Source organism: Gluconacetobacter dulcium (assembly GCF_014174165.1).
In the GTDB taxonomy this organism is placed as follows: domain Bacteria; phylum Pseudomonadota; class Alphaproteobacteria; order Acetobacterales; family Acetobacteraceae; genus Gluconacetobacter; species Gluconacetobacter dulcium.
On record NZ_JABEQN010000002.1, the window covers coordinates 198,750 to 213,354 of the forward strand.

The following is a 14,605-nucleotide window of genomic DNA, read 5'->3' on the forward strand; positions in this document are numbered from 1 at the left end:
TGCGAACGGTATAGTGCCACGGCACAAATGCGCTATGTCTTCAGAATCGGTTACTTTTCTTTTTCGGGGGTCGGAATGCCCAGCATCGAAATCTATACCCAGCCAGGCTGCCCCTATTGCGTGCGCGCGGTGCGCCTGCTGCAACAGAAGGGCGTGCCATTCACTGAGATCCGCGCCCTGCACGGCACGCCCGAGCGGGCCGAGGCCCGCGAGCGTTCGGGCGGTCGGACAACGGTGCCGCAGATCTTCATCAACGGGCGGCATATCGGCGGCTGCGACGACCTGATGGCGCTGGAACGGCAGGGAGACCTTGATCCGCTGCTGCAGGCGGCCTGATCGGACACCGGGGGCGCGCGTGATCTGTTATCAGTTGCGATGTGACGCGGGGCATGAGTTCGAGGGCTGGTTTCCCGGCAGTGCCGCGTTCGACGATCAGGCGCGCCGCAACCTGCTCTCCTGCCCGCAATGCGGCACGTCGGACGTTGTGCGGGCGCTGATGGCGCCGGCCGTGCGGACCGCGCCGGCGCGCGTGCCGGAAACGGCGCGGCCGGCGCCTCCGGCCGGGGCTGCCATTCCGGCCGCGATGATGGCCGCGATGCAGCGCGTCCGGCAGTATGTCGAGGAACGATGTGAGAATGTGGGCGATAAATTCGCCGAGGAAGCGTTGAAGATCCATCAAGGAGATGGCGAACGGCGCGGCATTTACGGACGTGCATCGGAAGAGGATTGTGATCGCCTGGTCGAGGAGGGCGTGGAGATCATGGCCATACCGTGGGTCCCGCGTGCGGACGGTTGATCGGACGCTGGAAAGGGAGCCGGGCCCGGAGGCCGGAAGTCGAGGTGGAACGCATGCATGACAGAACAAGCCGACGGGCCGACGTGACCCGCTCCCCGCAGGGGAAGCGCCGGGGCGTGCGGTCGCTGGCCGCCCTGGGCGCCATGATGGGAATGTTGGGCCTGCTGGCGGGCCATCCGCTTTCGGCGGCTGCGTCTGCGGCTGAGAGTGTCGCGGTGCGGGATCCCTCGCCCGTGCTGGGGCAATGGGTTACCCGCGAGCGCGACGGTGTCTTCGATATCCGGGCCTGCGGCGGTGAACTCTGCGGTCGGCTGGTCGGCATGCGCTATACCGGTGACATTCCGAAGGCCAAGGACGGGACATCGGAATGCGGCCTGCTGATGCTGACCGGATTCGTTCCCGATCCCGACGATGCCGGCCGCTGGAACGGGCATATCCTCGATCCGGACAGCGGGAAGGTCTACCAGGCCCAGATCTGGTCGCCGCGTGACGGCGTACTGAAACTCCGAGGCTATGTGGGCATTCCCCTGTTTGGCGAAACCCATACATGGACACGCTATGACGGCGCGATCGGAGCGCGCTGCCTGATGCAGTGAGCCGTCTCTTTCTCAACTGGATTCGTGAGCGACATGACCTCAATCATCTCACGACGCGGCCTGATGGCCGGGTTGGCCGCGTCGGGTATTCCTCTTGCGGCATCGTGGCCCGTCAGGGCCGCCATTCCGGCCAGGGCGCGGACATTGTGCTATATCGGCGGCTACAACAAACATGCGCCGCCTGGCGGGGCGGGGAACGGGCAGGGCATCGCGCTGTTCGAGATGAACCCCGCGACCGGCGCGCTGGCACCGATCTCGACCTTTACGGACATTGCCAGCCCGTCTTTCATCACGCTCTCCGCCGATAACCGTTTCCTGTACGCGCTGAGCGAGATCGACGATTTCAACGGACGGCATGATGGTAGCGTCACCGCGTTCGCGGTCGATCGGCTGTCGGGTGAACTGACCCGGCTCAATGTCGTATCCTCGGGTGGGGCGGTGCCGGCCCATCTCAGCGTCCATCATTCCGGCCGGTATGTCCTGGTGGCCAACTATGTCGGCGGCAGCGTGGGCGTGTTGCCCATCCGGCCGGATGGCAGCCTGGGCGAGCCGACGGACATCGTGAAGAATTCCGGTCCGCGCATGCCCGAACGGGCCGAGGACAACCCGCCCGGCAATTTCGCGGTCAGCGACCATTCGGGGCCGCATGTCCATATGGTGGCCAGCGACCAGTCGGGAAAGTTCGTCCTGGCCTGCGATGCCGGGCTGGACCGGGTCTATGTCTGGACGCTGGATCTGGCGACGGGCAAGCTCAAACCGGCCGCGACGCCTTTCCTCTCCCTGATGCCGGGGTCGGCGCCACGCCATTTCTCCTTCAGCCATGACGGGCGGACGCTCTACATTCTGTGCGAACAGGATTCCAAGATCGTCGTCGCCAGCTTCGATCCCGCGACCGGCGTGATCACGCCGCAGCAGCGGGTCAGCACCGTCACGTCCTATTTCCAGGGCAGCACGCTGGCGGCGGGAATCCTGCTGTCACCCAATGGACGATATGTGTACGCGTCGAACCGGCTGGGGGATTCCATGGCCGTTTTCCGTGTGGGTCCGGACGGATTGCTGACGCTGATCGACGAAGTGTGGATGCATGCGGATTATGGACGGGCCATGATGTTCGACCCGTCGGGCACGTTTCTGTTCTGTGCCAACCAGCGCAGCGATTCCGTCACGTCGTTCCGGGTCGATCCCGTAACCGGCGCGCTGGACTTCACCTGGCATTTCACCGCCGTGGGCAGCCCGACGACGTTTGCTTTCCTCCAGCTTTGACGGCTTATTCCGGCACGGCGAGGCTGGCGATGTAATTGACACCGAGATCCCGGCTTTCGCGCCAGCCGCTGAGGCCGGGGGCCATGCCCGCGATGTCGGACACCCGCAATCCGGCCTGGCCGGCATAGGTGCCCAGTTCGGCCGGCGTGATGAATTTGCGCCATTCGTGCGTGCCGACCGGCAGGAGGCGCAGAATGTATTCCGCCCCGATCTTGGCCGTCGCCAGCGAGCGCAGCGTGCGGTTGAGGGTCGAGACGATGATGACGCCGCCGGGCTCGACCATGCCGGCCAGCAGACGCAGGAAGGCGGCGGGATCGGCGACGTGTTCGATGACTTCAAGCGCCGTGATCGCGTCGAAGCGCGTGCCCTCGGCATCCAGATCCTCGGCGCTGCCGGCGCGGTAGGCGAGCGGGCCTGCGCCCGGCGGCAGCGGATGGGCCAGCATATGCGCGCGGGCGGCCGCGATGGCGGCATCGGAAGCATCCAGGCCCAGCACATCATAGCCCATGCGGGCCAGGCCCTCGCTGGCGAGGCCGGCGCCGCAGCCGATATCCAGCAGGCGCGTCACGGGCGCGGATTCCCCGGCGCGCGGGGCGGGGAGATGGCGCCGCGCCCAGTCCAGGCGCAGGCCGTTCATGGCATGCAGGGGCCGCATCGGGCCCGAAGGGTCCCACCAGCGATCGGCGAGGGCGCTGAAGCGGGCGATTTCGTCCGGAACGACGGACGGGCCGTCTGAATGGACCGAATCGTTGACCTGCATGGCGTCTGCACCTCTCCATCTGGCTTCTGCCGCTGGACGGCGCAGCGGCGGAAGGGTATGTGACGCGCCTTGCAGATAACCGCAATGCCCCGTCCGACGCCCCAGAGGCCCCGGATGGGCTGGAACGGCCCGCGCGCCGAACTGGAGAGCCCTTTCGATGTCCCGTCACACTCCGCGGATCGTCATGAAATTCGGTGGCACCTCTGTGGCCGATCTGGACCGAATTCGCGCGGTGGCGGAAAAAGTGCGCAAACAGGTCGAGGCGGGGTGCGAGGTCGCGGTGGTGGTCTCGGCCATGTCGGGCGTGACCAATCAGTTGGTCGGCTATTGCCAGGCACTGTCGCCGCTGCACGATGCGCGGGAATATGATGCCGTCGTCGCGACCGGCGAGCAGGTTACCAGCGGCCTGCTGGCCATCGCGTTGCAGACCATCGGGGTCGAGGCCCGGTCGTGGCTGGGCTGGCAGATCCCGCTGCGCACCGATGCGGCGCATGGCAAGGCGCGTATCGCCTCGATCGACGGTGAGGCGCTGGTGGTGCGCATGCAGGCCGGCCAGGTGCCGGTCATTGCCGGCTTCCAGGGGGTTGCCGCCGATGGGCGGATCACGACGCTGGGGCGCGGCGGATCGGATACCTCGGCCGTCGCCATCGCGGCCGCCATCGGGGCCGACCGGTGTGACATCTATACCGATGTCGATGGAATCTACACCACGGACCCGCGCATTGTTGCGAGGGCGCGGAAGCTGGATAAGATCACCTACGAGGAAATGCTGGAACTGGCGTCGGTCGGTGCCAAGGTGTTGCAGACCCGCAGCGTCGAACTGGCAATGAAGGAACGGGTGCGCGTGCAGGTGTTGTCGAGCTTCGTCGATGGCCCCGCCCCGTCGGAAGACAACCTGCCCGGATCATTAGTGGTGGATGAGGACGAGATCGTGGAAAAGGAACTGGTCGCCGGCATTGCCTATTCGCGCGACGAAGCGAAGCTGTCGGTGCGGCGGATCCCGGACCGGCCCGGAATCGCGGCCGCGATCTTCGGCCCGCTGACGGCGGCGAACGTGAATGTCGACATGATCGTGCAGAGCACCGGCGCCGACGGCCTGACGAACATGACCTTCACCACGTCGAAGAGCGATCTGGCGCGGGCCATCCAGTCGCTGGAAGCCGCGCGGGATGTCATTCAGTATGGCGAACTGGTGACGGATGACGACGTGGTGAAGATCAGTGTGGTCGGGATCGGCATGCGTTCGCATGCCGGGGTGGCCAACCTGATGTTCCGCACCCTGTCCGACCGCAACATCAATATCCAGGTTATCTCGACCAGCGAGATCAAGGTCTCGGTGCTGATCGCGTCGGAATATACCGAACTGGCCGTGCGGGCGCTGCACACGGCCTACGGCCTCGACGCGGCGGCCTGATGGCGATGGAAACCCTCGTGACGCAATCGCCGGGCGACGCCACGGAACGGGCGGCCGCCCGCGCCCGCCTGGACCGACTGTGGGCGGCCGGCACGGCCTTCCTCGGGAGCGAGGTCGCGATCATGGCCGGTGCCATGTCGTGGGTCAGCGAGCGGCATCTGGTCTCGGCCATTTCCAATGCCGGCGGCTTCGGCGTGCTGGCCTGCGGTGCGATGGAGCCCGATCGGCTCGCCGAGGAAATCGCGGCGACACAGGCGCTGACCAGCCGCCCGTTCGGCGTCAACCTGATTACGATGCATCCGCGTCTGGACGATCTGGTCCGGGTCTGTCTGGCGGCAGGGGTGTCGCATGTGGTGCTGGCGGGAGGCATTCCGCCGGGGCCGGCGATCCGCGCGCTGAAAGACGGGGGCGCGAAAGTCATTGCCTTCACGCCGGCGCTGGTGCTGGCCAAGCGGCTGGTCCGCATGGGCGTCGATGCGCTGGTGATCGAAGGCGCCGAGGCCGGCGGGCATGTCGGGCCGGTCTCGCTGACCGTGCTGGCGCAGGAAGTGCTGCCGCACATTCGCTCGGTCCCGGTGTTCGTGGCCGGCGGGCTGGGGCGGGGCGAGGCCATTCTGTCCTATCTGGAGCAGGGGGCGGCCGGCGCGCAGCTCGGCACCCGTTTCGCCGCGTCGGCGGAAAGCATCGCCCATGAACGCTTCAAGGCCGCCTTCGTCCGTGCCAACGCGCGGGACGCGGTGACATCGGTGCAGTTGGACGAGCGTTTTCCCGTCATTCCCGTGCGCGGACTGTCGAACGAGGGGGGGCGGGCGTTCCTGCGCCATCAGGCCGAGACGATTCGCCGCTATCTGGAGGGCGACCTGACGAAAGAGGCCGCCCAGCTCGACATTGAACATTTCTGGGCCGGTTCGCTGCGCCGGGCGGTGATCGAGGGCGATGTGGAAAACGGCTCGGTCATGGCGGGGCAGTCGGTTGGAATGATTACCTCGGTCCAGCCGGTTGCGGACATTATTGCCGAACTGGTTGAGCAGGCCGTCGATGCCCTCGTTCGGCGTGACAGGGTAACGGGTGAGTCGTGAGTGGTGAGGACAGCCGGACGACGCTGAACGATTCCGGCGCGCGGGCCTCGGCAGGCGCCGGGAATGTCGGCCCGACGCTGCGGGCACGGCGCGAGCAGCTTGGCTGGGCGTTACCCGATGTGGCAGCCTGGCTGCGAATACGGCTGGCCTTTCTCGAAGCGATGGAAGACGACCGGGTGAAGGACCTGCCGGGGAACGTCTATACGCTCGGCTTTCTGCGCACCTATGCCCAGGCGCTCGGCCTTGATGCCGAGGCGCTGGTCGCGCGCTTTAAAAGCGAAGCGCGGGGTACAATCGACTGCAAGCCCGAATTGTCCTTTCCGGCTCCGGCCGCCAGCGGTGCGATGCCGGTCGGCGTCATGGTGCTGCTGGGGGGGGTGATCATCGTGCTGGCCTATATCGGCTGGTACCGCATGACCGGTGGCCAGTCCGCGCCGCCGCAACCTGTTCCTTCCGTTTTTTCGGCCATTCCGGGCATGACGCGCCAGGCGGCGACTTCGCCGCAGGTGGCGTCGGTCCTGCCGCCGGAACGGGCGCCCATTCCGCCACGGCCGCTGACGGGGGCGGAGAAATCGGCGATCACCGATGGGGATCTCCCCGCGGAACCCACGCCGGTGCCGGGGAGTCATGCCGAGCCGGGTGCACCGGCCGCAACGCCTGGCGGCCCGGATGATGCCGCGGCGCCTGCCGGTACGCCTGCGGTGGCGCAGCCGGTTGCTCCGGGCACGGCCCCGGCGCCCGTTCCTGCGGCTCCGGCAGCGGGAACGGCGCCTGGCCAGATCGTTCTGACGGCCTCGGCCCAGACATGGGTGCAGGTCAGGGTTGCTGGCGGGTCCGTGATCTATGACCATATCCTGCAGGCAGGCGAGAGCTGGTCCGTGCCGCAGGACAAGACCGATCTTCTGTTGACGGTGGGTAATGCCGGGGGGCTGGTGGTCAGCGCCGATGGCGTGACGACGCAGCCATTGGGACGGAATGGCGCGGTGCGGCGCAACCTGCCGCTGACGCGCGATGCCGTCCGCAGCGGCGCGATCGTGGCATCGGTGCCGGCTCCGGCGGCGCAGCCGGCAAAATCCGCGCCGCCTCGGCCGGCTGAAAGTGCCGTGAAGCCGCAGGCGCCCAAGCCGCCGCCAGCGGCCGGCGGACAGTGAAAGGGCCGGGAGCGGTCGCGTCCGGTCTGGCCAAATGGACCGGTTTTTGGCAGGAAGCATGCACGGAAAGGCGGCGCGCCGTCATGCCGGCGGATAGAACAATGTTATCATCGCCTCATCCGGAGGGCAGACAATGAGCAGCTATCGTCCCTATCAGTATATCGAACGGCGCAAGTCGCGGCAGATTCACGTAGGCAAGGTGGCGGTGGGCGGCGACGCGCCGATTTCCGTCCAGACCATGACCAACACGCTGACGACCGACGCCGAGGCGACGATCGCGCAGATCCGGCGGGCGGAACTGGCGGGCGTCGATATCGTCCGCGTGTCGTGCCCCGATGAGGAAAGCACCACCGCGCTGGCCGAGATCGTGCGCGAGGTGAATGTGCCGATCGTTGCCGACATCCATTTTCACTACAAGCGCGCGATCGAGGCCGCGCAGGCCGGCGCGGCCTGCCTGCGCATCAATCCGGGCAATATCGGCAGCCCCGAGCGCGTGCGCGAGGTGGTGAAGGCGGCCAAGGATTACGGCTGTTCGATCCGTATCGGCGTGAATGCCGGGTCGCTGGAAAAGCATCTTCTGGAAAAATATGGCGAACCTAACCCGGAGGCGCTGGTCGAAAGCGCGCTGGAACATGCCAAGATCCTGCAAGATCACGATTTCCACGAATTCAAGATCAGCGTGAAGGCGTCGGACGTCTTCATGGCCGTGGCCGCCTATCAGCAGCTTGCCGAAGTGTGCGACCACCCACTGCATATCGGCATCACCGAGGCAGGCAGCAAGCGGGCCGGCACGGTCAAATCGTCCATCGGGCTGGGCAACCTGCTGTGGGCCGGCGTGGGGGATACCATGCGCGTGTCGCTGTCGGCCGAGCCCGAGGAAGAAGTGCTGGTCGGCTGGGACATCCTGAAGTCGCTGGGTCTGCGCCATCGCGGCGTGAAGATCATTTCCTGCCCGTCCTGCGCGCGGCAGGGCTTCAACGTGATCCAGACCGTGCAGACGCTGGAAGAACGGCTGGCGCATATCCAGACCCCGCTGACGCTGTCGATCATCGGTTGCGTGGTCAACGGCCCCGGCGAGGCGCTGATGACGGATATCGGCGTGACCGGCGGTGGTTCGGGCCGCCACATGGTCTACGCCGCCGGCCGGCAGGACCATACGATCGCGGCGGATTCGATGATCGAGCACATCGTGGAGATGGTCGAGAAGAAGGCCGAGATCCTGCGTGCCGAGGAAGAGGCCGCGAAGGCCGCCGAGGCGGTCGTCGCCGCCCAGTAAGGACGCGCCCGACCCCGGCGGGTCGGGGGGTGAAGATTTACCGTCCTTTGTTGTGTTCCGCCCCGTTTGGGGCGGAACACATAAGTGATTCAGAAAACAGGAACATCGATCCGTGAGCAGCCTGCAACCCGTCCGTGGTACCCATGACCTGATCGGCGAGGGGCAGCGGCGCCATGCCCATGTGGTGGATACCGCGCGGCGCATCGCGGGCCTGTACGGCTTCGATGAATGGTCTACCCCGATCTTCGAGGATACGCGGGTGTTCGCGCGCTCGCTGGGCGATACGTCCGACGTGGTGTCGAAGGAGATGTATTCGTTCGAGGACCGGGGCGGTGAATCCCTGACTTTGCGGCCCGAGGGCACGGCGGGGGTGTGCCGCGCGCTGGTGACCAATGGCCTGACCCAGTCCCTGCCGCAGAAAGTGTTCTATGCCGGGCCGATGTTCCGCTACGAGCGCCCGCAGAAGGGACGGTATCGGCAGTTCCACCAGATCGGCGCCGAACTGATCGGCGCGGCCGAGGCGTTGGCCGATGCGGAAGTGATCGCCATGGGGCGGGACATCCTGAAGGCGCTGGGTATCGCCGACGACACGGTGGTGGAACTGAACACGCTGGGCGATACCGAGAGCCGCGCCGCCTGGCGTGCCGCGCTGATCGCCTATTTTACCGAATTCAAGGACCAGTTGTCCGATGACAGCCGCGCCCGGCTGGAGCGCAATCCGCTGCGCATTCTGGACAGCAAGGCGCCGCAGGACCGGGCGCTGGTGGCCGATGCGCCGCTGATCGGCGCCTTCCTGACCGATGAAGCCCGGACGTTCTGGGATGATCTGCGTTCGGCGCTGGATCTGCTGCGCGTGCCGTTCCGCGAGAATCCCGGCATCGTGCGCGGGCTGGATTATTACGGGCACACGACCTTTGAATTCGTCACCGAGAAGCTGGGCACCCAGGGCACGGTGCTGGCGGGTGGCCGCTATGATGGGTTGGTGGCCGAAATGGGCGGCCCGCGCACGCCGGCCATCGGCTGGGCCGGCGGGATCGAACGGTTGGCTCTGCTGCTGGACAGCGCGCCGGCAGCGCCGCGCCCCGTGGCGGTGGTGCCGCTGGGCGAGGGCGCCAACGGTGCGGCGGTGACGCTGTTGCAGGCCCTGCGCGCCCATGGTGTGCGCGCGGAAATCGCCTATCGCGGCAATGCCAAGCGCCGGATGGAACGGGCGAACCGCATCGGCGCCACCCATGCCGTGCTGATCGGCGATGACGAAGTGGCGCGCGGCGTGGCCCAGGTGAAGGCGCTGGATGAAGGGGCGCAGAACGAACTGGCGCTGGACGCGGTCGCGCCCTATCTGGCCGGGGCGGTTGGCTGCTGAACCATGAGTCTTGACGACAGGCTGGACCGGATCGTTGGCCGGTCGGAAGAATTGCAGGACATGCTTGCCCAGGGGCTGGTGGGTGAGGCGTTCAGCAAGGCATCGCGCGAATATGCCGAACTGGAGCCCATCGTCAGCCGGATCGGTGCGCTGCGTCAGGCGGAGCGGGAAGCGATTCAGTCCGAATCGCTGCTGGCCGACCCGGAAATGCGCGAACTGGCCGAGGCCGAACTGGGCGATCTGCGCGGCCGGATCGCGGAACTGCGCCAGGATATCCGCATTGCCATGCTGCCGCGCGACGAGGCCGACGAGCGCAGCGCCATCCTGGAAATCCGCCCCGCCGCCGGGGGGGACGAGGCCGCCTTGTTCGCGGCGCAACTGTTCGATGCCTATCGCCGCTATGCCGCCCTGCGTGGCTGGCGTTTTGAAGTGATGGAATTTGACGAATCGGAACTGGGCGGCCTGCGCGAGGGGATGGCCACCATCGCGGGGCGCGGGGTATTCGCCCGCCTGAAATACGAATCGGGCGTGCATCGCGTGCAGCGCGTGCCGGCGACTGAAAGTCAGGGCCGTATTCATACCTCGACCGTGACGGTGGCCATGTTGCCCGAAGCGGGCGAGGTCGATGTCCAGATCAATGACAGCGACCTGCGCATCGATGTCTATCGCGCTTCTGGTGCCGGTGGGCAGCATGTCAACAAGACCGAGAGTGCTGTGCGCATCACCCATCTGCCGACCGGCGTGGTGGTGGCGATGCAGGAGGAAAAGAGCCAGCACAAGAACCGTGCCAAGGCGATGAAGATCCTGATGTCGCGGCTGTACGAGCGCGAGCGTGCCACCGCCCATGCCAGCCGCGCCGCCGACCGCAAGTCGCAGGTGGGGACCGGGGACCGGTCGGAACGGATTCGGACCTACAATTTCCCGCAGGGCCGCGTGACCGACCACCGGATCAACCTGACGGCTTACAAGATCGACCGCGTGATGCTGGGCGAGTTCGATGAATTCATCGACGCCCTGATCCAGGACGAGCAGGCCAGCCTGCTGGCCGCCGAGGGCCTATAACGACGTTGCAGGATCTGGCTTGAAACACACGTCGGATCGGTGCCTGCGCGCAGTTTCAGCAGGGGTTCAGGACGTTGGGACCGAGCAGATTTCAGAGCGGCCGGGCTGGCGCTCGACCACCGAGGGGTCGTCCGGGTCGGCCAGATAGAATTCGGTGAAGTTGCGAGTGCCCAGCGCGTTCAGCGTGCGCCCTTCCGGATGGTGCAGGATGCCGCCGCCATTGACCTCGTGCGTTTCCGTCCGGCCATCGGGCGTGCGTATGGTAATTTCGCCGCATAACGCATAGGTGTGGTTGAGGCGCCCGGCGGCGGTTTCGACGTGAACGGCCCGTTGCGGCGCCGATGCGTCGAGCCGGATCGTGGCGGCGAGCTGTTCATCGACATAGAGGCGGGAGATTTCGGAAATCTCATTGTCCGCGCGACCGTCGACGACGGTGAAGGTGCCGGCCAGCGCAGGCTGGGACGCTGACGCCAGGACCGCGCCCGCGCCAAGAAAGATAAGGATTTTCCATGAACGGGACTGCGGCATCATGGTGCCAGAGTAGGACGGATTTCGCCTGAAATGAAAGAGGATGCGCTGGCGGTGCCGGGCGATGAGGCGGATCTGCGGACATGGCTTGGCTGGGGTGGGGCGCGATTGCGCGATGCCGGCGTGGACGATCCGCGTCGCGAGGCGCGGCTGTTGATGGCCCACGTTCTTGGCACCGATCTGGCGGGCCTGCTGGCGCGCACGCGGATGACCGCTTCCGAGCGGGCCGGTTTTCTGGCGGCCGTGCGGCGCCGTGCGGCGCGCGAACCGATGGCGCACATTACCGGACGCGCCGGTTTCTGGTCTCTGGAGCTGGAGACCTCGCCCGCGACCCTGATTCCCCGCCCCGATAGCGAAACGCTGATCGAGGCCCTGCTGGATCACTGCCCCGATCGCGAGCAGGTCCGCAGCGTGCTCGATCTGGGAACCGGGACCGGTTGCCTGCTGCTGGCGGCATTGAGCGAGTATGGCGCGGCCTGGGGGGTAGGGGTGGATATCGCGCCCGACGCTGCCCGCCTGGCCGCGCGGAATGCCCGGCGGGCCGGGTTGGAGGGGCGATGCGCGATGCTGGCCGGGGACTGGGCCGCGTCGATTCGCGGCGTGTTCGATGTGGTGTTCAGCAATCCGCCCTATATTCCGCAGGGCGATCTGGCCGGCCTGATGGCGGATGTCCGGGATTATGAGCCGGCGCGCGCGCTGGATGGCGGCGCGGATGGGCTGGATGCCTATCGGTTGCTGACCGGTGCCTTACCCATGCTTCTGGCGCATGATGGGGTTGCTGTTTTCGAAATCGGGATCGGGCAGGACAACAGCATGCCGGCGCTGGCGCGGCAATCAGGGCTGGAAATCGTGGATGTTCGCGCCGATCTGGGGGGGATTCCGCGTGCGGTCGTGATGCGGCATCGGCGGACGTGAGCGGTTTTTCGGGAAGAGGGACCGATGGGCGGGAATGCCGCGCGATGGGGGTGTCGCCCTGTGGTTTCGGGCATCGGAGCGGAGCGGACTGGGTGGAGAGGCATTCGCGATGCATGGGGAATGCGCGCCGGATCGCCGTCAAACCGGTTTTCTCCCCTGCCATGGAGTAAAAAACCATTTGGCAGAGCGGATATAAGGGCATAGATTACCGATGGAATGCGGACGGGGGTTTTTACCTTTCCGAGATGCCGCATACCGATCCTGAATGCATGAAAACGGAAATGACCGCACGGGTGCGTGCAGGGACCTGGGTCGTTGCATGATGCCGCAGGATCAGATGCCGGGCTGCACGCCAGGCACTCAGAATGACAATAGGGGATGGTTGGCCCCGGCGGGCGCAGGCAAAGAGCGACCGTTAACAGGAAAGTGCTGCGACAGCTTATGAACATGAAACGCATGCGGGGCCGGCACCATCGTTCGGGCGGCAGCAATGGCGGAAGTGTACGCCAGCAGAACGGCCAGATCCCCCTCAATCGTAACCATGTGTTCGACAGTAATGGGCCGGATCTGCGTATTCGTGGCACCGCCCAGCAATTGTTTGAAAAATACCTGCAACTCGGGCGTGATGCCAGCGGTTCGGGCGACCGCGTTATGGCCGAAGCGTATTTCCAGCATGCCGAACATTATTTCCGCATTCTGAACGCCATGACCCAGGCGGCGCAGCAGAACCAGCAGGAACGCCAGGAGCGGCATGTCCGCCAGCGCCCGATGGCGGTGACGGATGGCGACGAAGCGGCCGAGGATGGCGGCGAGGAAGCGACGGTCGAGAAAAACCGTCCGGGGTCGGATTCCGAACTGGCTCCCGTCGAAGCCTGATTGATCCGGGGACCGGCGGTAAACGCCGGTCCGTGCCTTTACCCTCTCAGCGCCTGACCGAACATGTGGGCTGGCGAGCGAGAGCGGCCTGTTTCGGGCCGCGCCCGAAATGTGTTTCCGAGCATCGGAGCGGAGTGGCCCTGATGGCCATGAGCACCGAAGCGCAGGACACGCACGGGGGACACGCCGCCAGCGCGCATGTTCGGTCAGGCTCTCAGGGGGCTTCGGCCAGCACGGTGCGGATCGCGCCCGTCAGCCGGGCCAGTTCCGCCTTCGTCACCGTGAAAGCCGGTGTGAGATAAACGATCGAACGGAACGGGCGCACCCACACGCCCTGGTCGACCAGCCTGGCTTTCAGGCGGTTCATGTCGTTTATGCGGTCCAGTTCGACCACGCCGATCGCGCCCATGACCCGCACGTCTCGCACGGCGGGCAGGTGGCGGCATGCCTCCAGTTCATCGCGCATCTGCTCTTCGATCGCCGCGACCTGTTCCAGGCGCGGTTCGCGTTCGAACAGGTCCAGCGAGGCATTGGCGCAGGCGCAGGCCAGCGGGTTGGCCATGAAGGTGGGGCCATGCATCAGCGCATGCATCGGGTCATCCGACAGAAAAGCCGCGAAGACATGGGCCCGCGCCACGGTGGCGGCCAATGGCACCGTGCCGCCGGACAGGGCCTTCGACAGGGTAACGATATCCGGCACGATATCCGCCTGCTGGCACGCGAACATGGTACCCGTGCGGCCGAAACCGGTGAAGATCTCGTCCAGGATCAGCAGCACGCCGTGGCGGTCCGCAAGGTCGCGCAGGCGCCGCAGGGTCGCGGGGTCGTGAAACAGCATGCCGCCCGCGCCCTGGACCAGCGGCTCGACCAGGATTGCCGCCACGCGCTGCCCTTCGGTTTCCATCAACTGTTCCAGCGCGGCGGTCGTGTGGTCGTCGCGCGGCAGGTCGGTGATGAAATGCTGGGGCAGGATGCCGGCGAACAGGCTGTGCATGCCTTCCTCCGGGTCGCACACCGCCATGGTGGCCAGCGTATCGCCGTGATAGCCGCCGCGAAACGCGACCAGGCGGGTTCGGCCTGACTGGCCCCGGTTCAGCCAGTATTGCATCGCCATCTTGATCGCGACCTCGACCGCGACGGAACCGGAATCGGAAAAGAAGACGCGCTCCAAATCGCCCGGCAGCAGGTCCGCGAGGCGCCGGGCCAGGCGTAACGCGGGCTCGTGCACCAGGCCGCCGAACATGACGTGCGGCATGCGCGCGAGCTGGTCGATGGCGGCCTGACGGATATGGGGGTGATTGTAGCCATGGCAGGCGGTCCACCACGAGGCGATTCCGTCCACCAGTTCGCGCCCGTCGGCGAGGCTGATCCGACAGCCGTCCGTCGCGATGGCGGGTATGGGGGGCGAGGCCGTTCGCATCTGGGTGTAGGGCAGCCAGATATGCGGCAGGCCGGCGTCGAACCAGTCCGGTCCGGTCATGGGGCATGTTCTCCTTGGGGAACGGACGGCAGACTGGAATTGACCC

At 66.3% G+C, this 14,605-nt stretch carries 15 protein-coding genes; 12 read left to right on the plus strand and 3 right to left on the minus strand.

Annotation, left to right across the window (positions count from 1 at the left end; genetic code table 11):
- The first annotated feature begins 75 nt into the window (after positions 1–75).
- The 4 genes from grxC to HLH25_RS02570 are packed head-to-tail and all read left to right on the plus strand — an operon-like array spanning position 76 to position 2,655.
- Complete coding sequence (grxC, locus tag HLH25_RS02555; RefSeq protein ID WP_182972571.1) at positions 76–336, plus strand: glutaredoxin 3; 261 nt, start codon at positions 76–78, stop codon at positions 334–336.
- Positions 337–355: 19 nt separating this feature from the next.
- On the plus strand, positions 356–796 hold the full coding sequence (locus HLH25_RS02560) for a DUF1178 family protein (protein WP_182972572.1): 441 nt from the start codon (positions 356–358) through the stop codon (positions 794–796).
- 53 nt (positions 797–849) lie between these two features.
- On the plus strand, positions 850–1,392 hold the full coding sequence (locus HLH25_RS02565; RefSeq protein ID WP_246401025.1) for a DUF2147 domain-containing protein: 543 nt from the start codon (positions 850–852) through the stop codon (positions 1,390–1,392).
- A 33-nt stretch (positions 1,393–1,425) separates the two neighbouring features.
- Complete coding sequence (locus tag HLH25_RS02570) at positions 1,426–2,655, plus strand: lactonase family protein (protein ID WP_182972573.1); 1,230 nt, start codon at positions 1,426–1,428, stop codon at positions 2,653–2,655.
- 4 nt (positions 2,656–2,659) lie between these two features.
- Here the strand turns inward: HLH25_RS02570 and ubiG are convergent, their stop codons facing one another.
- On the minus strand, positions 2,660–3,415 hold the full coding sequence (ubiG, locus tag HLH25_RS02575; protein ID WP_182972574.1) for a bifunctional 2-polyprenyl-6-hydroxyphenol methylase/3-demethylubiquinol 3-O-methyltransferase UbiG: 756 nt from the start codon (positions 3,413–3,415) through the stop codon (positions 2,660–2,662).
- A gap of 157 nt (positions 3,416–3,572) precedes the next feature.
- On the opposite strand from ubiG, the gene HLH25_RS02580 reads away from it, so the two are divergent.
- The 6 genes from HLH25_RS02580 (at position 3,573) to prfA (ending at position 10,760) form a co-directional block, all read left to right on the plus strand.
- Complete coding sequence (locus tag HLH25_RS02580; RefSeq protein ID WP_182972575.1) at positions 3,573–4,829, plus strand: aspartate kinase; 1,257 nt, start codon at positions 3,573–3,575, stop codon at positions 4,827–4,829.
- Positions 4,829–5,908: an NAD(P)H-dependent flavin oxidoreductase gene (locus HLH25_RS02585; RefSeq protein WP_182972576.1), complete on the plus strand. Its 1,080-nt coding sequence runs from the start codon at positions 4,829–4,831 to the stop codon at positions 5,906–5,908. The genes HLH25_RS02580 and HLH25_RS02585 overlap by 1 nt, the downstream gene beginning before the upstream one ends.
- A complete protein-coding gene (locus HLH25_RS20455; protein ID WP_310889040.1) occupies positions 5,905–7,059 on the plus strand; it encodes a helix-turn-helix domain-containing protein in 1,155 nt (384 codons plus the stop codon). The genes HLH25_RS02585 and HLH25_RS20455 overlap by 4 nt, the downstream gene beginning before the upstream one ends.
- A 133-nt stretch (positions 7,060–7,192) precedes the next feature.
- On the plus strand, positions 7,193–8,335 hold the full coding sequence (gene ispG, locus HLH25_RS02595) for a flavodoxin-dependent (E)-4-hydroxy-3-methylbut-2-enyl-diphosphate synthase (protein ID WP_182972577.1): 1,143 nt from the start codon (positions 7,193–7,195) through the stop codon (positions 8,333–8,335).
- 112 nt (positions 8,336–8,447) lie between these two features.
- Positions 8,448–9,698 carry a histidine--tRNA ligase gene (gene hisS, locus HLH25_RS02600; RefSeq protein ID WP_182972578.1) on the plus strand — a complete coding sequence of 417 codons (1,251 nt, stop codon included), beginning with the start codon at positions 8,448–8,450 and terminating at the stop codon, positions 9,696–9,698.
- A gap of 3 nt (positions 9,699–9,701) precedes the next feature.
- Positions 9,702–10,760, plus strand: a complete 1,059-nt coding sequence (gene prfA, locus HLH25_RS02605; RefSeq protein WP_182972579.1) for a peptide chain release factor 1 — start codon at positions 9,702–9,704, stop codon at positions 10,758–10,760.
- Between the two features lie 66 nt (positions 10,761–10,826).
- Here prfA and HLH25_RS02610 read toward each other — a convergent pair whose 3' ends face one another.
- On the minus strand, positions 10,827–11,291 hold the full coding sequence (locus HLH25_RS02610) for a hypothetical protein (protein WP_182972580.1): 465 nt from the start codon (positions 11,289–11,291) through the stop codon (positions 10,827–10,829).
- Positions 11,292–11,321: 30 nt separating this feature from the next.
- Here HLH25_RS02610 and prmC point away from each other — a divergent pair, with 30 nt between their 5' ends.
- Positions 11,322–12,203 (plus strand): peptide chain release factor N(5)-glutamine methyltransferase, encoded by an 882-nt coding sequence (gene prmC, locus HLH25_RS02615; RefSeq protein ID WP_182972581.1) that lies wholly within the window; start codon positions 11,322–11,324, stop codon positions 12,201–12,203.
- Positions 12,204–12,644: 441 nt separating this feature from the next.
- A complete protein-coding gene (locus HLH25_RS02620; protein WP_182972582.1) occupies positions 12,645–13,079 on the plus strand; it encodes a DUF4167 domain-containing protein in 435 nt (144 codons plus the stop codon).
- A 214-nt stretch (positions 13,080–13,293) separates the two neighbouring features.
- Here HLH25_RS02620 and HLH25_RS02625 read toward each other — a convergent pair whose 3' ends face one another.
- The gene (locus HLH25_RS02625) at positions 13,294–14,559 is read right to left on the minus strand and encodes an adenosylmethionine--8-amino-7-oxononanoate transaminase (RefSeq protein ID WP_182972583.1); all 1,266 of its coding nucleotides are present in this window, start codon (positions 14,557–14,559) and stop codon (positions 13,294–13,296) included.
- Between the last annotated feature and the right edge of the window lie 46 nt (positions 14,560–14,605).